Origin of the sequence: Flavobacterium sp., assembly GCF_052437795.1 — a bacterium.
In the GTDB taxonomy this organism is placed as follows: domain Bacteria; phylum Bacteroidota; class Bacteroidia; order Flavobacteriales; family Flavobacteriaceae; genus Flavobacterium.
Genome location: NZ_JBQVPA010000001.1, coordinates 315,543 through 333,794, shown reverse-complemented (window position 1 = coordinate 333,794; position 18,252 = coordinate 315,543). Strand labels below are relative to the sequence as shown.

The window sequence follows — 18,252 nt, the reverse complement described above, 5'->3', positions numbered from 1 at the left end:
GAGGCTTTCATTATAATTTACGTGTAGACTCCCTTTGTCTCAGTTCGGTCTTGATAACGCGGGTTTCGTATTGTGGCTCTTCGCCTTCTTTGGCCTCAAGCCTTTTTATCAGCATTTCGGCAGCTGCCTCCCCAATTTCAGGACCGTGCTGGCTGATGGTAGAAAGGCTTGGCGTTAATCTCCTTGACCATACACCATCGGCAAAACCTATTATGTTGAGTTCCTCAGGTATTTTTATCCCTTTTTTGATGGCGGCTTTCATTGCCATTACCGAGGCATGCTCGTCCAGCGCAAAGATCCCGTCGACCGGCTTATCGAACAATGTTATTAGTTTTTCGTCAAAATCATCCGGGGTATCTGTACGGATAATCAGGTCGTGATCTATGGCGTAGCCATTGTCCTTCAATGCCTTCTCATATCCCTCTGCCCTTAGCTTGCCTACGCTCAGGTTATCGATGCTGGATACCAGCGCTATGTTTTTACATTTTAGTTTTATAAGGTGGTTCACCCCGTTCACTGATGAATCGAAATCATCCACGATCACCTTATCACAATTTACCTCATCGGATATCCTGTCGAACATCACGATCGGCAGGTCGTCAGAAATAGCTTCCTTAAAGTGCTTAAATTCCTGCTCCTTTTGTGTCTCTTCCGAAATGGAGAGAATGAACCCGTCAATAGTACCATTAGAAAGCATATCCATGGTGTGGATCTCTTTCTTTAGCGACTCATTAGAAATACAGGTGATCACATTATATCCCCTTTCGTTGGCTGTGCTTTCTATACCGCTGAATACCTTCGCAAAGAAAGGGTTCAGTATATTGGGGATTATCACGCCTATAGTTTTGGAACGCTTGCTTTTCAGGTTGACCGCGATATTATTGGGCTTGTAGTTTTTAAGTTTGGCAAACTCCTGCACCTTGATCTTTGTCGGTTCGCTTATCTCAGGGCTGTTGCTTAGTGCTTTGGAAACGGTAGAAACAGATACGTTAAGTTCTTTCGCTATCTGCTTCAGGGTCGCTTTTTGTTTCATGGCCGATCGGGGATTGTTTTAAATGTAAAGAAACGAAAAAAAATGAATTCTGTACTTGCTAAAAGTCCGTAAATCACTCTATCCAAAATAAAACCATCCCAAATATTGATTGATTTACGGGGAAAGTACTTACAAAAGCAAAATCAATCCTGCCGCACACTTGTTAACAGTTATGTAAAGTTTGCTAAATATGCAGTTTTTCAAGCCACTGGGTAAATGCCCCTAAATCTCTCCCTATCCCTTTGCCACACTCAAATAATAACTTATTATTCCGTTAATAAAATTCATAAATTATTCTTAAATTATTGATATTACTGTTTTTCATATAAAACCCTTAACATTTACTTAGCGTAAATAAAAGAGAACTTTGGGAAACCACACCCACCACTTATTAACCTATAAATTCTCAATTATGAAAAAAGTAGAAGTAAAGGAAGTCGGCATCGGAACGTTGTCGAACAGGCGAAGCTTCCTTAAACTGAGCGGGCTTACCATTGCAGGAACAGGCCTATTGTTAGCAGGCTGCAGTAGCGACGACAACAGCGGCGGCACACCCGACTCGCAACAGCTTCCGGGAGTAAGGGGCGATAAATTCGACCTTGGAGGCGGTGATCTTGGCATACTGACCTATGCGTATGCACTTGAGCAGCTTGAAGCTGATTTTTACACACGTGTAGTTAACGGCAGCCAGTTTGGCGCGATCTTCAACAATGAAGAACAGGCCATTTTGGTAGACCTGTACCGCCATGAAGTGATCCACAGGGAATTTTTTAAAGCCGCACTTACAGGGGCTTTACAGGACAATGCCCGCGTTTTGCCAACATTGAATTTCGCTTACGAATCGGTAAACTTTAATAACAGGGCGAGCGTTTTGGGCACAGCCAAAGCACTTGAAGATACAGGCGTAAAAGCCTACAATGGCGCAGGGAAGTATATTGAAAGTGCTGAATACCTGCTGATAGCCGGAAAGATCGTTTCGGTTGAAGCCAGGCATGCGGCAGCGATCAGGGACCTTATCGACCCGGGATCGGCATCCTTTGCAGGAAATGACGTAGTAGACGCCAACGGGCTTGACCTGGCGGCAAAGCCATCAACTGTTATACCATTGGTAGCTGCACTCGATTTCATCCAGACACCATTTACCGCAAATTATCTTCCTTAATCCTTAAACTTCGAGATCATGAATATTTTAAAATTTATAGAGTCGTTCACTAACGAAGGCGTGATAAAAAGCCTTGGCGAAAAACACTCCCGCAGGGAAAGCTTTACGCAATTTGGCAACATGGGTAAAATGGCGGCATTTGCAGCTGCACCATTAGGCATAGCGGCATTGCTTACACCTAACAAAACAAGGGCTGCATCAGCTTCATCAGCGGCATTTTTTGCCGCGGCGGCCGAAACACCTACACAGGCATTGCAACTGGCACTGACACTGGAATACCTGGAAGACGAATTTTACCAGATAGCGCTCGATACCAATGGCCTTATACCACAGGCTGATCGTGATATCATAGCACAGATAAGCCAGCATGAGGCAGCACACGTTGACTTCCTAAGGCAGGCATTGGGCAATGACGCGCCGGAAAAACCAACATTTGACTTTACAGGCGGACAAGGCAACCCTGGCGGGCCATTTAATCCTTTTCAGGATTATCAGGTATTCCTTGTTATGTCTCAAGCCTTTGAAGATACAGGAGTACGTGCCTACAAAGGACAAGCCGGGAACCTGATGTCAAAACCTGATCTGTTACAGGCTGCATTGCAGATACACTCAGTTGAGGCAAGGCACGCATCGCAAATACGCAGGCTGCGCGGATTGAAGGGTTGGATCCCAGGAAACGACGAAGGTGGGCATCCTGATGCGGTAAATGCGGTGTACGCAGGCGAGAATGTTACTGATCAGGCAGGTTTCAACACCGCTACGGTACCGAACATCCCGGCCATTGCAGGATCAGAATCTTTTGACGAGCCATTGACAGGCGCACAGGCAACAAGCATTGCCAGCCTGTTCATTGTGTCGTAACAATAAAAAAAAAGTTGGTTAGCTGCCCACAGGAAATTTTTCTGTGGGCAGTTTTGTTTCCCTAAATCACAAATCCCGGAAGCTTTCACTTCCGGGACCATCATCATCAAGCATCATATTTCGGGGACTACTTTGCTACAGGAGCACTATTTATTGCTATTGAACCTTCGGCTACCGGAGCTGATTCTTCCACTTTAGGGAGGAACACGCTGGTAAGGAATGCATCCATATAGGCCAGGTCGGTTTTCGTTTTTTCAGAAGTGCGTATCTTATTATTATCCATGTAATACTTACCAAGAGAAGCCGGTATAATGCGCATTTGCAACGGGCCGTATTTTTCAAGAAGCGTATAGTTGGTCACCACGGCTTTATAACCGCCATTTACTTTAGTTACGGTAAAGTCAAAGTCTGCATCCGACTCAAGTCGTGCGCTGTTAATGTCGAGCGTGCTCTTGATGCCGTCAGCTTTGCCGGACATTGCAGCGGTATCCATAACATCAAGCTTCATTTTATCCCTGCTCTCAATAGCTGCTTTGATTATCGCTCCATCTTCTGTATAAAAATGTTCCCACACCATCTTGCCTTTCTCGGCTCTGAAGCCGTCTTGTGCCAAAGCGGGGATCGCGATCAATAAAAAGAATACTATTGCCTTCATAATTTGAGTTACTATTCGATTTTTTTCTGATGCAAATATCTATCAGGAACCTTTATTTAAAAATGGAATGTGATCGTTTGTTCTTATTATATCATAAACATCCTTTATGACATATTTTAAAGCTATAATATTCAGTGGTAATCTCTGACTCATTAAAAATGTTGCCTTAAAAAATCAAACACCTTATTAAAGTGCTTTGTCGGTTCTGCATGTCCGCCATTGTAAATGACATGTTCAATAGGATATTTAAAATTATTTATCCTTAGGCGCGCCATCATTTTATCGCCCATGGAAACCGCCGGGATAATTTCATCGGCATCGCCGGAAAGGAGCAGTACAGCCCCTTTGATATTTTCGACTTTTATAAGGGCGACTTGTTCGGCATCCGTATCTTTCAGCATGGCTTCAAAAGTACCCCGCAGGTCACGCTTCATCAGGAAAGGAACAGCCTCATCATTTATCGGGATGAACGGAAGCTCCTTCCCTTGATACGTCCAGCAGGAGGAATTGAATTCCTGTGTATGCCCGGGGAAAACCGCATGGCTGGCCGACATACCTATAACACAGGAAATATCGCTGTAATAACTGCCCAGCAGCAGGGCAAGGTCGGCACCGCGCGAACCTCCCAAAACAGCAATTTTATTACCATTGATCTTAGAATGCTTTGCCGCTACTTTAATGGCATTATGCACATCGTCAATTGCGATCTTATCGAGGATGGCCGGCGTACCCTCGCAGCCAAAATAGCCAACTGCCAGGAAGGCATAGCCTTTGGCAATGAATTCATCGCGGGTTAGCTTCCAATGATCGCTTGTCCATGCATTGCCTCCCTCCGAGCCTCCAAGGCCGACAACCAACGGCTGATCAGTGCCTTCGCCGGTATAGAGGATCGCTTCAATATTTTTTGCCGGGACCTTTTCCTGGGAGGACGACAATAAAGGGATCAGGGAAAAGAAAGCAGGTAATAGTGTGCTTAAATAGTTCATCATCATTGTTTTTTACAAAGGTGATGCTTTGTTGTGGCCTGTCTTTTGATGCAGATCAAAAAATCACTTAGCAGAGCGAAGGCGGCTCAAAGTCTCCTGTGTAATGCCCAGGTATGATGCGACCATACCTAACGGAATGCGGTGGTGGATGTCATGGTAGACTTCAAGGAAATGATCGTGCTTTTCTTTCGCGGTCGTAAACCGCAGCGATGTAATACGTTCGATGAAATGCCCGAAGACCGTACCCATGGAAAGCCGGGAATAACGCTCCATTTCGGGAAATTTATTGAATAGCGACACAAGATCATCGACATGCAGGCTATAGGCTTGAGTGCTTTCGATGGCATCAATGTAATAAATGTCGGGGCGGCGGGCCATGAAGCTTTTTGGTGAATTGCACCATTCCTCCTCTGCCGAAAAATATTCGGATATTTCTTTACCATCTTTCAGGAAATACGTTCGGAACATGCCCGAAACGATAAAGTAGCTATAGGTGCATGTTTTGGAGGCATCCAGCACAAGCTCGCCCTTTTTGAAATATACAGGCTTTAGCTTATTAGTAAGTTCATTTTTAAGCGCATCCTTCAACAGGATGTACTTTTCAAAGTGGGCAAATATTTTGGCTGTGGGGTCGATGTTCATTTATTTTTCTTTGAACAGTTCAGAATTTCTGTTCAGTTAGTTCCAAAACGGAACTACCTGAACAAAGAATTGCACATCAGTAAAAATAACATTTATTACCAACAATGCCACTTCATACAGAACGGCTTTTTATTATTTTTTACGTAAACCAAATGAACTAAACCAATACAATGAACACCTTAAAAATTAAAGACTATACATTCCCAATCAACTTAGAAAAGTCCTTTATAAAAGAATACAACAATGAAGATTTTGATGAAGCTTATACTGTATGGGATGTATGGATACAAAGTAAAGAAGCGCCATTTGCCGGCGAAGGGATATTTAGCGGCAATATCCGTTGCGAAAAGATGATCGCCAAAAAAGGAAACCTGCAATCGATCAGTGGTACTACTATACACATTAATGATGCTTATGATCACGTGACCAAAGAGCACCTTTTCACCTTCTACATGCTCACACACAACGGCGTGAAGGATAATGAGATCACATTCGGGAAAATTGAGGGTAATAAAGTGATTGTCTATTGGAAAGGCATAATAGAAGAACTGGGCTTTGATAGTGATTATAATATCGATGTGCCGTTTGAGCTTTCCTGCGAACTGGAGATCAAAGAGATGGTGGCTACCGACGATTACCATACGCCGTCATCGGTAGTAAAAAGATATGTTGAGGGCACTAATGATGACCCTGATAACAACCGGAACATCCTTGATTTAATCACCGATATAACCGACCATCACCGGCTTAGCGACGAAGCATACGATGCGCTCATAAAGCTTTTATGTAATGAATCCTTCCTGAAAACATTTGAAGTCGATACCGACCCACTAGAAGACTTCATTTCCAACTTTACGCATTTTACCGACGACCTTACCTCGCCCGTACCGAAAAGCGTCATAAAAAAAGCCATAAAAAAATGGTGCGGTATGGTGCTGCTGCAAGACTTTGTAGAAGATGATGAATAACCCGGACAGGCACAATTGCACGGCTAAATAATTTTTCCTTATTTTTGGGCAGATGAAGAAAGCTATTGCCTTTTTTTTATTAGCCTTTTTAAGCTCCTGCCAGTACTTTGACAAGCAGGTGCCGGATGAGGATGCCCTGCTGCAAAAACGCCTGAAGGAGATCAACTGGAAGGAAGTGAGCAGCTACCCCTCTATGGCCGAATGCGACGCGATCATGGACAAACAGCTAAAAAAGGAATGCTTTTTTGAGCAGATGGCGCGCCTGGTACAACAAAAGTTGGGCGTTGACACCATTACAATGCTCTATCCCGAACTGGATACTATACAGGTAAAAGTTACCTTATTCTCTGATGCAACACTAAAATTCGAACCCGAGATACCACAGGACAGTGTTTCGTATGACCGTACCGCGATCGACAGCATCCTTAAAGCCCGCCTGGTCGATTTCCCAAAGATCGAGCCTGCCCAAAAAGAAGGTGTACCTGTTACTACGCAATTCATATTGCCGGTGGTCCTGGATGTGGAATAAGTTGTCTGTAGTCGAAAGTTAAAAAGTCCAAAGTTGGAAGCAGGACGTTTGAGTGAAGCTACTCCCTCTCCTTTGGAGAGGGCTGGGGAGAGGCTCTAAAGCGGAAAACAAAATAACTCCCGATCGAGACCGGCAGCACGATATTCAGCAGCCATTGCAATGTCGCGGCAAATACCACGATCCATTCATTTACACCCAGTATCCCGAAGAAATACACTGCCACACTGCCTCTAACAGCAAAGTCCAGCAATTGGAACGTTGGCAATGATGAGCCGAGGAAATACACGCCAGCAATGGCGCTTATCATTACAAAATAGGGAAGATCTACACCAAACAGGAGGAACAAAAAATAATGCTGGTGGATGAGGCACAGGTAACGGCTTATGGCTAACGCCATATTTTTACGGTGGATAGCTTTGGGCATTTCGCCGACTTTGGCGAACAGCCGTTGCAGCGAGTAGCCTTTTATAGTGATATTGCGCGAGGCGAATACCAATACGCAGACCGTAACTATCCCTCCCAATATAAGCAGCAATGTACCGGTGGTTATGACATCATACATCCCGTTGAAAATAACCAACCCTGCTATGCCGACCAGTACCGCGATGATGAGCTGTATGCCGTTGCACACCAGGTTCAGGAAAATGATGTCGCCGGCCTGCTCCTTTTTGTAATACAATGCTTTTGCGGCATACTCCCCTATCCCGTTGGGCGTAAAAAGGGCGGCAGTCATAGCTGCGAGTACTTGTGCGGCCGCTTTGCCTAATGAGAGCGGCTGCAACCACGACACGAGGTTTTGCCATTTGACTATTTCCAGAGAACGGTTGAGTAATGTGAGCATCAGGATGAGGAAGACCAGCAGGTTCGCACCTTTGCGGGAAATGGCATCGGTAATGCGCGACCAGTCGAGTTGGCCCTCGTCCGAAATACGGCTGTAGATGAAATAAAACGCCCCGCCAACGATCAAAAGTTTGGCCGTAAGTACGAGGAATTCCTTAGCTTTGTGCGATAGTGCGGGCATCACCGCAAAAGTAAGCATTTAAATTTGGCAACCGAACGCATAATATTAGGCATCGATCCGGGCACGACCATCATGGGTTTCGGGCTGATTAAGATCGTGAACAAAAAAATGGAATTCCTCCAGCTCAACGAATTGCAGCTCAGCAAATACGACGACCATTACGTAAAGCTGCGCCTCATTTTTGAGCGTACCATAGAACTCATAGACACCCACCTGCCCGACGAGATCGCCATCGAGGCGCCCTTTTTCGGGAAAAATGTGCAGTCGATGCTCAAGCTGGGGCGTGCGCAGGGCGTTGCCATGGCAGCAGGGCTTTCGCGCCAGATCCCCATTACCGAATACGAGCCAAAGAAAATAAAGATGGCCATAACCGGCAATGGCGCGGCCAGTAAGGAACAGGTGGCCAAAATGCTCCAGCAGCTTTTGGGGCTTAAAGAGCTCCCTAAGAACCTCGACAGTACCGACGGGCTTGCAGCCGCCGTGTGCCATTTCTTCAATTCGGGCAAGATCACTGCAGGCAAAAGCTACTCGGGCTGGGATGCTTTTGTAAAGCAAAATGAGGAGAGGATAAAGAAAGCCCCCTAAATCGAAAAGCCCCCTACCCCCGAAGGGGAAGTAAGAGATCACCTGGAATGGAAAATAAAGCTATACATCAAGAAGATCCACACGATATATCCCCCCTTGGAGGCAGGGGGGCTGGCGGCATTTATATCCATATACCTTTTTGCAGGCAGGCATGCCACTACTGCGACTTCCATTTTTCGACTTCGATGAAAAAGCGGGACGATATGGTTGTGGCTCTTGCCAAAGAGATAGTTATGCGCAAAGGGGAGTTTGCCAATGAAACTGTTGAAACCATTTATTTTGGCGGAGGGACACCCTCAGTGCTTTCAAATGAGGAGATCGATCTGCTTATCGATACAGTTTATGAAAACTATGTCCTATCTGAAAGTCCGGAAATTACCCTTGAAGCCAATCCTGACGATTTATCAGCAGAACGTATCGTACAAATTTCAAAAAGCAAAGTCAACCGCCTGAGCATTGGTGTACAGTCTTTTTTTGAGGAAGACCTCAGGCTGATGAACCGTGCCCACAATGCTAAGCAGGCCGAAACCTGCATTGCCGAAGCCGTGAAACATTTCGACAACATTTCGATCGACCTGATCTACGGAACTCCCGGAATGGGCAACGACCGTTGGCTGGAGAATGTGGATAAGGCATTATCCTTCGGCATACCGCACATTTCGAGTTATGCGCTGACGGTGGAATCTAAAACAGCACTGCATTCGATGGTGCAAAAAGGCATTATACCACAACCCAGCGATGAAGCCGCACAGGAGCAATTCTTATTGTTGACAGATAAGCTGGAAGCACATGGTTTTATGCATTATGAACTGTCTAATTTTGGCAAAGAAGGCTACTTCTCAAAGAACAACACCGCATATTGGCTTGGTAAAAAATATATTGGCATAGGCCCTTCGGCGCACAGCTATAACGGCACGCACCGCAGCTGGAACATTGCCAACAACTCCCTTTACCTGAAAGGCATCGGTGAAGGCAACCTCCCGTCGGAAACGGAAAAACTCACGCCTGCCGACCGCTACAACGAATATGTAATGACGGGATTGCGCACAATATGGGGTGTATCATTGGAGCGTGTAGAAAATGAGCTCGGAACCCTGTACTGCAACTATTTAGAAAAAGAGTCCGTTAAATTCATTGCGCAGGGACTGCTTTCCTACGACAACGGCATCCTTAAAACCACAAAGAGCGGAAAGTTTTTGGCCGACGGCATTGCAAGTGACCTGTTTTTCCTAAATTTGGATTGAACCAAATAACGTACCTTCTCCCCTCTCCTTTAGAGGGAGAAGGTGAGGACAAAAATGAAAGCAACCCTATCCCACAACAACGCGACCTACGAAGTTGACCTCGCACAACCCATCGACATTTCCATACCGCTCACCAACAGCGACAGTAATCCCATTGCGTGGTACCTGGACAAACCCGCGATAGAGCCTGTAAAAATGGGCGACTGGATCGGTAAGGTAAGCGAAGGAGCGTCGACCAACTTCAACAATATTTTTTTTAATCCGCACGGACATGGCACACACACCGAATGCCTTGGGCATATCACCAAAGACTTTTACAGCATCAACAAGACGCTGAAGCAATTCTTCTTTTTGGCGGAAGTGATCTCGATACGGCCGGAAGCGCAGGGCGGGGATCTTGTCATTACAAAAGCGCAGACCGAAAACGCATTGGACGGCAAGCAGCCGGAAGCCATCGTCATCCGAACCCTGCCAAATGATGCTGAAAAAAAGTCGAAGAACTACAGCAATACCAATCCGCCGTACCTTGAGGAAGCGGCGGCACTGTTCCTCCGCGAATGCGGGATCAAGCACCTGCTCATCGACCTGCCCAGCGTGGATAGGGAAAACGATGAAGGCAGGCTGGTTTCGCACAAGGCATTCTGGAATGTAATCGACGTGAATCACCTCAACACCGATGCCCACCACGATGCCACGATAACGGAGATGACCTATGTGCCCGATACGGTTGCCGACGGCGCATACCTCCTAAACCTCCAGATCGCTTCTTTTGAAAACGATGCCAGCCCGAGCAAGCCGGTTTTGTATAAGATAACCAATACTTAAATAACTTTATAAATTTTGAGGTAGACCCTAACTACATAGATACATAGCTTTTAGATACCGGGTATAGAGCATCAATGAGCAACACAAAGCCTGAAGCTTCGCTTCACTATGTTTGACTGTATTATTCAGGATAATAAATCTCATAAATCCTATGTTACTATGTGGTTAAAAATATTAAATAAATGACCATACAAGACTTTTACGACTACTGCCTCTCCAAAAAAGGCGTTACCGAGCACTTTCCATTTGATGAAGACACACTGGTATTTAAAGTTGGTGGCAAGATGTTCGCCCTCTCCTCGCTTTCGCAGTGGGAAAAAAGTGAGCCATCCGTCAACCTGAAGTGTGATTCGGAAAGGGCACTGGAACTCCGCGCACAATACGATGCCATAAATCCCGGCTACCACATGAGCAAGGTACACTGGAACACTGTAAATGTAAATGGCGATGTGCCGCAAAAGCTCCTGCTGGAACTGATAAGCCACTCGTATGAGCTTATATTTAATAGCCTGACTAAAAAGGCGCAGGCAGAAATATTGCAAAAAGATAATTAGTTTTTTCCGGCTGACTTTGTAACTTTGAGACTTCAATATTTTATTCATGAAAGAACATATCAAAAACTTCCTTAACGAAGAGCAGGATCCTAAAGCAGTAGAGAAGATCACTTCTAAGATAAGCGACATACTTATGCGTAATGAGGAGATAGGCTACATTGGCGTGCAGAAAAAGCCCGCCATCAATGTTTTCCCTGACAGCATTGTCCTTACCAACAAAAGGATCATTATCTGCAAACCGAAGAACCTGGGACTTTCCATGGATTTTACCGATCATCCGTGGACAGCGGTTACCGGAAGTTTTGTAAAAGAAAATATACTTGGCTCTGAATTCTCATTCAACACCAACACCGACCTTACCGTTTCGATAGACTATATCCCAAAGATACAGGCCCGCAAGATCAACACCTTTGCCAAAGAGCAACTGGAGCTTTTGAAGGAAAGCAACATGCCATCTAATCCTCAACCCGTTGCGCAAACAGAGCCGGAACCTGCCATTATCGCTGAGCCTGTAAATGCTGTTGAAGAAATTGAGGAAGTGGAGACTGAAGAGGTAAACGACTATGCAGAGATCATCACACCCGGATCGCGGCCATCGGTACCAGTTTATAATGAAATGCCGGCCCCGGTAGAAGAAGAAAGACCGGCACCAAAGCCTGAAGGCCTCGCAGCACTAAGCAAGGAAGAACTTTTCGACAAGCTGCAGAACTATAAGAAACTGCTTGATAACGGGCTTATACTCCAGGGTGAATATGATGCATTTAAAAAAGAGATACTGAGCCACCTGTAATTTTCTCTTTGGAATAAAATAGAAGAACCCCGCCATTGGCGGGGTTCTTGTATCATCAGATCATTATTTAATATTTGATGAACTGGATCGTTTTTGAATTTTCGCCCGAAGCTACTTTAACAAAATACACTCCGTTCGCATATTGTGCAATATTGATCGATCGAGATGCTGATGTGAACCTGCCGGCATCCATTACCTGGCCAAGGCTGTTGTATACAGTATAACCGCCAGGAAGGGCCATCGTTACGGGAAGGGCGATATTAAGTACGCTGTTGGCCGGATTAGGGTATAGCTTTATGTTATTAAGGGCTTTGGCCACATCACCCGTACCCATACTGGTATCGATCCTGAAAGGATGCATTACCTGCTGGCCAAACTCCCCACCCTCGGCAATAATGGTACCGTTAGCGGTCTCGAGCCTGTAATAGCCCTCACCATTAGCACAGCAAAGCCCGTCGCCACCTATATCCAATATTCCAAGCATATAGCATTGGCCATTAACTACAGGTATCGCATATGTACTTAGCTCATTATCATTAAGCCAGTCAATTTGACCCGTATTCATATTAATATTCCCTTGTATCGGATCCTCATTTTCATCCATTAGCAGCCATACGATATCATCACCCCAATCGTCTGTCAGGATCGTTAAGGTAACTGACGTAGTATTGTAAGCGGTAACAATGGTGAACGCCTGCGTCTTGGTATCATTTGCCGGAGCCTGGTCGACACCTCCGTTAAGTGTTACAATGGCTACGTTGAAAGTATGGTCACCATCGGGCACAGCGATCTCCGGGAGCGCTATAGTCTCCTGCTGGCCTGCCGCCAGTGAGCCCGACCAGTTGTAGACCACCGGTGTTCCCTCGTCAATGCGGTAACTTATGGCTGCGGTCGTAATGGTTACATTTCCGCTGTTGGTAAACGACAATGATGGCGTGATCGTCGTAGCACATTCAGGATTCACGCCCTGAATGTTCAAAGACCCGTCAAGGTCGAATACTTCTCCCGGTACGCATCCGTTAGATGTGGTTAGCGAGGCTCTTCTTGGCGAATTGGCCAATACGGCCATCATCCTGTCCTTTTGGCCAAGCGTGAATATATTCTGGCAGGTATCGTCAGTATAGTCCATGTAGTTTTGGATCATGTCCTCACCATCGTTATCCGGGCATGAATCCCACCCTGCATCCGGGCATCCCTGGTTGGCATCGGCGGCAACAGGGGTATCGGCGCAAAAGTCGTTACCTATACATTCCTGCTCATCACCCCAAATATGCCTTAATCCAAAAAAGTGGCCGATCTCATGGGTTGCCGTCCTTCCCCTGTCCCTTCCTTCCATATAAAAGCCTCCGGGATATAGGACCGACGAACCAAAACAATTGGCAGCGATCACAACTCCATCGGTATTGGCAGCCTCAGAAATACTTCCGCCTTCAAGGCCTTCAAGGCCGGAATCCTGCGGGAATTGTGCATATCCTGCCAATTGAAAAAAGCCTCCGATGAATATTTCATCTACTACCCAAATATTCAGGTACTTTGTAGGGTCCCATTGTGTCTGGGTCTTCATCACCTCAACATCTTCCATTTCCCAGCCATCTTCCGAACCCAGATCGTAACGGATGATGCCCGAAGTGCTAAGGCCTGCCGGGTCACGTTGCGCAAGGCAAAACTGTATCTCGGCATCTGCTCCTACAGGGTTGGTGTTATGTCCGGGAGTATTAAGCATTTTCCTAAAATCCTGGTTGAGCACCGTAATTTGCGAAAGCACCTGTCCTTCGGCAATGTTCTCACTGCTCCCCACTGCATCGCCATTGTGTATCACGTGTACGACCACAGGGATCGTCACAATTGCGTTAGTGCTGAACGTACTGCTATTGGTAAAAAGGTTATTCCAAATGCGGCTTGCTGCAGCATGCTGTGCTTTCGGAGCCATCCATTGCTCAAACTGTGCCGTTGTAGCCCTTTGCGGCTGCTTACGCTTAAGGAGCGCTTCATATTCGGCAGTGCCGCATTTTGCGAATTCTACAGGCCTGCCAAATCTTTTGGCAGGTTGCTGTTGTGCATCTGCTTCAGGCGAGAATAAAATTAACGCTGCCGCCAACGCTGAAAAAGTAAAAATGTGTTTCATTGATCGATGATTTATAGTGCGCCGAAAATAACTAAAAATATGTTAAAGAGAAACAGTTAGCCAATAAAAGATCCCGCATGAGCGGGATCAGATCATATGGACGCAAGGTCCTGATGGAGTATGTTATCTTCAATGGCACCCCAAAGCGCGATCCTTTTATCGAGGGCCATCAGCGAAATTTCTTCGACCTCTTTCCATTTGCGGGCATCATTGCCGCAAAGCTCGCTTATCATTTGCATTGCCATCGGGCCGTGCTCATCGGCATCCAGCTCTATGTGCCTTTCAAAATAGTAAATAAGCTTGTCAAGGTTTATCTCCGGAAAATTCTGCTTAAAGTTCCTCAATATCTCTGTGAACATCGACGGAATAAGGTCTTCACGCCCAAAAGTGAACGCGGCCGCTATCTCGTGCGGCTTCCCTTCGTCGATGACCCTGAAGGTGAAATCAAGGAAGGCTTTAATATCTTCGTGCAGGCTGCTTTTCCTGATGGAAACAAAGATATTCTGCGTCTCCACGACATCGTCAAGGAAAGTTTCAACCGCGTTAGTATCGGCACCGCATGCCTTCATAGCATCAAGGTACATTTCGTAATGGCTTTGGCGATGTCCTTCGACATTCAGGTCGGTTTCCTCAGCAAGTACGATCTCATTGATAAGGTAGCGTATTTCGGGATTGCCAACGGGCAGCCACGGCGTGGTGGTACAGGTAAGTTTAGATTGCAGCGCTTTAAGCAGCGACATAAAATCCCAAACCGCATATACGTGCCCTTCAAGAAAGTGCCTCAGGTCGTCAATGGTCCTAACTTTGTTGTATAGCGAGTGCTGTAGAAGCAGTTCCCTTTGGGGCAGGATGCTGCTGTTGATAGTAGAAATGTTCATAGCAATAGTTTTTACAAATTTACGAAGCACGGCCCATATCGCAACGCCGCCTTCATATTAAACCTACGCAAAAATAATGCCTGCGTATTTCAAACTAACGGGAATTTTCTTAAATTATTGGATCACGAATACCTGGTTTAAGAAAATAAATATAACGAAAATGTTATTGTTAATAAGTTATTGCTACAAGTGGAATATTCACAAAATTAAAAAGGGGACACAAACTGAATTGCATCCCCTTTTTATGAATAATAATACCTTTTTATTTGAATGCCGCGAAACCTGTCACATCCATACCGGTAATAAGCAGGTGTATGTCGTGTGTACCTTCGTAAGTAACCACACTTTCCAGGTTCATCATGTGGCGCATGATCGAGTACTCTCCGGTAATACCCATACCGCCGAGCATCTGGCGTGCGTCGCGGGCTATGGTAAGCGCCATGTCTACATTGTTACGCTTTGCCATTGATATTTGTGCCGATGTTGCCTTGCCTTCATTGCGAAGAACACCCAGCCTCCACGTTAGCAGTTGCGCCTTGGTGATCTCGGTGATCATTTCGGCAAGCTTTTTCTGCTGCAGCTGTGTAGCCCCGATAGGCTTGTCGAACTGGATACGTTCCTTTGAGTAGCGTAGCGCAGTATCATAGCAGTCCATAGCAGCACCAATGGCTCCCCAGGCAATTCCGTAACGCGCAGAGTCAAGGCAGCCAAGCGGACCGCCAAGGCCTGATTTGTTAGGAAGCAGGTTTTCCTTAGGTACTTTTACGTTATCGAATATAAGCTCGCCGGTAGCCGAAGCCCTAAGCGACCATTTATTATGTGTTTCAGGAGTAGTGAAGCCTTCCATGCCACGCTCTACGATAAGCCCGTGGATACGGCCGCTCTCATCTTTAGCCCATACTACCGCAATGTCGGCGAACGGAGCGTTAGATATCCACATCTTGGCGCCATTCAGCAGGTAGTGATCACCTTTATCTTTAAAATTGGTCACCATTCCGCCCGGATTAGAACCATGATCCGGCTCGGTAAGGCCAAAACAGCCCATGAATTCACCCGAAGCAAGCTTAGGCAGATACTTCATACGCTGCTCCTCGTTGCCGTATTTCCAGATAGGGTACATTACCAGTGACGACTGTACCGATGCCGTTGAGCGCACACCGCTGTCACCCCTTTCGATCTCCTGCATGATAAGCCCGTAGGATATCTGGTCAAGGCCTGCTCCGCCATACTCCTCAGGGATGTATGGGCCAAATGCGCCAATGTCGGCAAGGCCTTTAATGATCTGTGTCGGGAATTCCGCTTTTTGGGCATAGTCCTCTATTATTGGGGAAACTTCGCGCTTAACCCACTCACGGGCAGCGTCGCGCACCATTTTATGCTCGTCTGTCAGTAATTCGTCCAACAGGTAGTAGTCAGGTGCCTGGAAAAGATCAGGTTTCATGATAATTTGTTTTGTTGCAGGCAAAAGTAGCGAAGTATTCTAACAAATCAATAAAATTATGTTGCGATTTTTAGTGATAATTAAATGATTCACTATTCCTTTCAAATATAATCCCTAACAAGACAGGTATTTAAAACATAAATATTCGGAAGGGTTTTTAATAATTTATATGCCGCTCCTCCGGAGCTCTAAACCACTGATGTTCAACATTTATATAAACATACCGCCCCGCTGGGGCTGCCACTGATGAGTCCCGGAGGGACGGTATGTTTATAGCATGAATGTCAACCAACCCCTCTTTAGCTCCGGAGGAGCGGCATATAAACATTACAAGCTTAATGTATAAATCAGTAAGTACAATTTAATTCATTTAGATGGCTTTATATTTTTCCGAACATTGTTTTTAAAACCTGCCAAAGTCTATAGTAAACAGATTACTCTTAGACATACCACTAAATTAAAAAAGAAGCCCCCGCAAACGCGGAGGCTTCACCCTCAAACCAACTAAACAAAAGGGTTTAGTTCCATCCGCCGCCCAGTGAGCGGTAGATGGCAACCATCGCTTCCATCTGTTGTAATTTTGTTTCTATCAGGTCGAACTTCGATTCCAGTGCGTCGCGCTGTGTCATCAGGACTTCCATGTAGTCTGCCCTGGCCGACTTGAACAGGTCGTTGGATATGTTCACCGACTGGTTCAGTGCCTCTACTTCCTGTGCCTTTAGCCCATAGCTCTTTTCGAGGTTACCAACGCGCGAAAGCTGGTTGGCTACCTCTATATAGGAGTTCAGTATGGCTTTCTCGTAGTTGTATACCGCCTGCACCTGCTTGTTGTTCGCGCTGTAGTATTCTGCCTTTATCGCATTCCTGTTGATGAGTGGCGCCATAAGGTCGCCCGCAAGGTTGTACATCAGCGATTGCGGCTTGAAAATGTACGACGGATTAAACGCCTGGTACCCTATCCCTGCCGAAATGCCTATCGACGGATAGAACCTCGCCCTCGCTACTTTCACATCCAGCTTGGCTGCCATTAGGTCAAGCTCTGCCTGGCGGATGTCCGGCCTGTTGGCAAGCAGCTGCGATGGCAATCCTGTTCTTACTGCCGCGGGAACAAGGTCGGTGAAAGCACCCGTGCTGCGTTCCACACGCTGCGGGAAACGGCCCACCAGGAAGTTTATCCTGTTCTCTGTTTCCACGATCTTCTGCTGTATGTCATATTGCAGGCTTTGCGTGTTGAGCACCTGTGCGCGGAACCTTTGCACGGCCAACTCGGTTACCCTTGCCGATTCCTTTTGCAGCTTTACTATCTCCAAAGCATTGTTCTGTATGCCGATGTTCTGCTGTACAATGGCCAATTGGTTATCCAGGGCCAGCAGTTCATAATAGGAGCTTGCTATTTCCCCAATAAGGTTTGTCACCATGAAATTCCTTCCTTCGATAGAAGCCAGGTAACGGTTTACCGCCGCTTTTTTGGAATTACGCAGCTTCTTCCAGATGTCCAACTCCCAGTTGGCCTGTAAACCGAGCCTGTAATCCTGCAACGGCTCGGGCATTTCTTTGCCGGGCCTGATATCTGTAGTGGCTTCCATCGCACCTATATTAGTGTAGCGTGCAACTTTATCTACCCCGGCACCGGCGCCAAGGCCTACGAACGGAAGGTACTCCCCTTTTTTAGCACGGATCTCGTTCTTAGAGATCTCGATCTCCTGCATCGTGATGTTCAGCTCCTGGTTGTTCTTCAGGGCACCATCTATGAGGGATGCAAGGTTCGGGTCAGTAAAATATTCCTTCCACTTCATCTTCGCGATGTTGGTGCTGTCCTGCGAGTTGTTCGCATAACCCGCAGGTACGTTCTTATTCTCCTCGCGCTGCGTCAGGCCCGGCGTTTTGCACGATGTTACGCTCATTGCCACTAATGCGGCAAAAAAGCCTGTATATATTATCTTTTTAACCATC

Annotated in this window: 18 protein-coding genes; 9 read left to right on the top strand and 9 right to left on the bottom strand. The window is 46.2% G+C overall.

Annotated features, from left to right (window positions below; translation table 11 throughout):
- Window positions 1-10: 10 nt before the first annotated feature.
- Window positions 11-1,033 (bottom strand): LacI family DNA-binding transcriptional regulator, encoded by a 1,023-nt coding sequence (locus ACT6R0_RS01610; protein ID WP_444650690.1) that lies wholly within the window; start codon window positions 1,031-1,033, stop codon window positions 11-13.
- A 412-nt stretch (window positions 1,034-1,445) separates the two neighbouring features.
- On the opposite strand from ACT6R0_RS01610, the gene ACT6R0_RS01605 reads away from it, so the two are divergent.
- A complete protein-coding gene (locus ACT6R0_RS01605; RefSeq protein ID WP_444650688.1) occupies window positions 1,446-2,195 on the top strand; it encodes a ferritin-like domain-containing protein in 750 nt (249 codons plus the stop codon).
- 18 nt (window positions 2,196-2,213) lie between these two features.
- Complete coding sequence (locus ACT6R0_RS01600) at window positions 2,214-3,056, top strand: ferritin-like domain-containing protein (RefSeq protein WP_444650686.1); 843 nt, start codon at window positions 2,214-2,216, stop codon at window positions 3,054-3,056.
- Between the two features lie 127 nt (window positions 3,057-3,183).
- Here ACT6R0_RS01600 and ACT6R0_RS01595 read toward each other — a convergent pair whose 3' ends face one another.
- The 3 genes from ACT6R0_RS01595 to ACT6R0_RS01585 form a co-directional block, all read right to left on the bottom strand.
- Window positions 3,184-3,711: a hypothetical protein gene (locus ACT6R0_RS01595; protein ID WP_444650685.1), complete on the bottom strand. Its 528-nt coding sequence runs from the start codon at window positions 3,709-3,711 to the stop codon at window positions 3,184-3,186.
- Between the two features lie 152 nt (window positions 3,712-3,863).
- Window positions 3,864-4,703 (bottom strand): acyl-CoA thioester hydrolase/BAAT C-terminal domain-containing protein, encoded by an 840-nt coding sequence (locus tag ACT6R0_RS01590; RefSeq protein WP_444650683.1) that lies wholly within the window; start codon window positions 4,701-4,703, stop codon window positions 3,864-3,866.
- A 57-nt stretch (window positions 4,704-4,760) separates the two neighbouring features.
- Complete coding sequence (locus ACT6R0_RS01585; protein ID WP_444650681.1) at window positions 4,761-5,339, bottom strand: Crp/Fnr family transcriptional regulator; 579 nt, start codon at window positions 5,337-5,339, stop codon at window positions 4,761-4,763.
- A 170-nt stretch (window positions 5,340-5,509) separates the two neighbouring features.
- On the opposite strand from ACT6R0_RS01585, the gene ACT6R0_RS01580 reads away from it, so the two are divergent.
- A complete protein-coding gene (locus ACT6R0_RS01580) occupies window positions 5,510-6,307 on the top strand; it encodes a hypothetical protein (protein ID WP_444650679.1) in 798 nt (265 codons plus the stop codon).
- 52 nt (window positions 6,308-6,359) lie between these two features.
- Complete coding sequence (locus ACT6R0_RS01575) at window positions 6,360-6,836, top strand: hypothetical protein (RefSeq protein ID WP_444650678.1); 477 nt, start codon at window positions 6,360-6,362, stop codon at window positions 6,834-6,836.
- A 58-nt stretch (window positions 6,837-6,894) separates the two neighbouring features.
- On the opposite strand, the gene ACT6R0_RS01570 is transcribed toward ACT6R0_RS01575, so the two are convergent.
- Window positions 6,895-7,857, bottom strand: a complete 963-nt coding sequence (locus ACT6R0_RS01570) for a hypothetical protein (protein ID WP_444652304.1) — start codon at window positions 7,855-7,857, stop codon at window positions 6,895-6,897.
- Window positions 7,858-7,881: 24 nt separating this feature from the next.
- Between ACT6R0_RS01570 and ruvC the strand changes: the two genes are divergently transcribed.
- From ruvC to ACT6R0_RS01545, 5 genes are all read left to right on the top strand, one after another.
- Window positions 7,882-8,442 carry a crossover junction endodeoxyribonuclease RuvC gene (gene ruvC / locus ACT6R0_RS01565; RefSeq protein WP_444650676.1) on the top strand — a complete coding sequence of 187 codons (561 nt, stop codon included), beginning with the start codon at window positions 7,882-7,884 and terminating at the stop codon, window positions 8,440-8,442.
- Between the two features lie 47 nt (window positions 8,443-8,489).
- A complete protein-coding gene (gene hemW, locus ACT6R0_RS01560) occupies window positions 8,490-9,686 on the top strand; it encodes a radical SAM family heme chaperone HemW (protein WP_444650674.1) in 1,197 nt (398 codons plus the stop codon).
- Window positions 9,687-9,740: 54 nt separating this feature from the next.
- Window positions 9,741-10,511, top strand: a complete 771-nt coding sequence (locus ACT6R0_RS01555; protein WP_444650672.1) for a cyclase family protein — start codon at window positions 9,741-9,743, stop codon at window positions 10,509-10,511.
- 182 nt (window positions 10,512-10,693) lie between these two features.
- Complete coding sequence (locus ACT6R0_RS01550; RefSeq protein WP_444650670.1) at window positions 10,694-11,065, top strand: MmcQ/YjbR family DNA-binding protein; 372 nt, start codon at window positions 10,694-10,696, stop codon at window positions 11,063-11,065.
- 46 nt (window positions 11,066-11,111) lie between these two features.
- Complete coding sequence (locus ACT6R0_RS01545) at window positions 11,112-11,855, top strand: PH domain-containing protein (RefSeq protein WP_444650668.1); 744 nt, start codon at window positions 11,112-11,114, stop codon at window positions 11,853-11,855.
- Window positions 11,856-11,922: 67 nt separating this feature from the next.
- Here the strand turns inward: ACT6R0_RS01545 and ACT6R0_RS01540 are convergent, their stop codons facing one another.
- From ACT6R0_RS01540 to ACT6R0_RS01525, 4 genes are all read right to left on the bottom strand, one after another.
- Window positions 11,923-13,980: a M43 family zinc metalloprotease gene (locus tag ACT6R0_RS01540; protein ID WP_444650666.1), complete on the bottom strand. Its 2,058-nt coding sequence runs from the start codon at window positions 13,978-13,980 to the stop codon at window positions 11,923-11,925.
- A 92-nt stretch (window positions 13,981-14,072) separates the two neighbouring features.
- On the bottom strand, window positions 14,073-14,858 hold the full coding sequence (locus ACT6R0_RS01535; protein ID WP_444650664.1) for a DUF3050 domain-containing protein: 786 nt from the start codon (window positions 14,856-14,858) through the stop codon (window positions 14,073-14,075).
- Window positions 14,859-15,120: 262 nt separating this feature from the next.
- Window positions 15,121-16,299 carry an acyl-CoA dehydrogenase family protein gene (locus tag ACT6R0_RS01530; protein WP_444650662.1) on the bottom strand — a complete coding sequence of 393 codons (1,179 nt, stop codon included), beginning with the start codon at window positions 16,297-16,299 and terminating at the stop codon, window positions 15,121-15,123.
- Window positions 16,300-16,817: 518 nt separating this feature from the next.
- Entirely contained in the window at window positions 16,818-18,251 is a 1,434-nt protein-coding gene (locus ACT6R0_RS01525) for a TolC family protein (protein WP_444652303.1), read from the bottom strand.
- Window position 18,252 lies beyond the last annotated feature (1 nt).

Excerpts from the sequence above, each read along its gene's own strand:
- ACT6R0_RS01610 (WP_444650690.1), bottom strand. The coding sequence starts at position 1,033 with ATGAAACAAAAAGCGACCCTGAAGCAGATAGCGAAAGAACTTAACGTA.
- ACT6R0_RS01605 (WP_444650688.1), top strand. The coding sequence starts at position 1,446 with ATGAAAAAAGTAGAAGTAAAGGAAGTCGGCATCGGAACGTTGTCGAAC.
- ACT6R0_RS01600 (WP_444650686.1), top strand. The coding sequence starts at position 2,214 with ATGAATATTTTAAAATTTATAGAGTCGTTCACTAACGAAGGCGTGATA.
- ACT6R0_RS01595 (WP_444650685.1), bottom strand. The coding sequence starts at position 3,711 with ATGAAGGCAATAGTATTCTTTTTATTGATCGCGATCCCCGCTTTGGCA.
- ACT6R0_RS01590 (WP_444650683.1), bottom strand. The coding sequence starts at position 4,703 with ATGATGATGAACTATTTAAGCACACTATTACCTGCTTTCTTTTCCCTG.
- ACT6R0_RS01585 (WP_444650681.1), bottom strand. The coding sequence starts at position 5,339 with ATGAACATCGACCCCACAGCCAAAATATTTGCCCACTTTGAAAAGTAC.
- ACT6R0_RS01580 (WP_444650679.1), top strand. The coding sequence starts at position 5,510 with ATGAACACCTTAAAAATTAAAGACTATACATTCCCAATCAACTTAGAA.
- ACT6R0_RS01575 (WP_444650678.1), top strand. The coding sequence starts at position 6,360 with ATGAAGAAAGCTATTGCCTTTTTTTTATTAGCCTTTTTAAGCTCCTGC.
- ACT6R0_RS01570 (WP_444652304.1), bottom strand. The coding sequence starts at position 7,857 with ATGCCCGCACTATCGCACAAAGCTAAGGAATTCCTCGTACTTACGGCC.
- hemW (WP_444650674.1), top strand. The coding sequence starts at position 8,490 with ATGGAAAATAAAGCTATACATCAAGAAGATCCACACGATATATCCCCC.
- ACT6R0_RS01555 (WP_444650672.1), top strand. The coding sequence starts at position 9,741 with ATGAAAGCAACCCTATCCCACAACAACGCGACCTACGAAGTTGACCTC.
- ACT6R0_RS01550 (WP_444650670.1), top strand. The coding sequence starts at position 10,694 with ATGACCATACAAGACTTTTACGACTACTGCCTCTCCAAAAAAGGCGTT.
- ACT6R0_RS01545 (WP_444650668.1), top strand. The coding sequence starts at position 11,112 with ATGAAAGAACATATCAAAAACTTCCTTAACGAAGAGCAGGATCCTAAA.
- ACT6R0_RS01540 (WP_444650666.1), bottom strand. The coding sequence starts at position 13,980 with ATGAAACACATTTTTACTTTTTCAGCGTTGGCGGCAGCGTTAATTTTA.
- ACT6R0_RS01535 (WP_444650664.1), bottom strand. The coding sequence starts at position 14,858 with ATGAACATTTCTACTATCAACAGCAGCATCCTGCCCCAAAGGGAACTG.
- ACT6R0_RS01530 (WP_444650662.1), bottom strand. The coding sequence starts at position 16,299 with ATGAAACCTGATCTTTTCCAGGCACCTGACTACTACCTGTTGGACGAA.
- ACT6R0_RS01525 (WP_444652303.1), bottom strand. The coding sequence starts at position 18,251 with ATGGTTAAAAAGATAATATATACAGGCTTTTTTGCCGCATTAGTGGCA.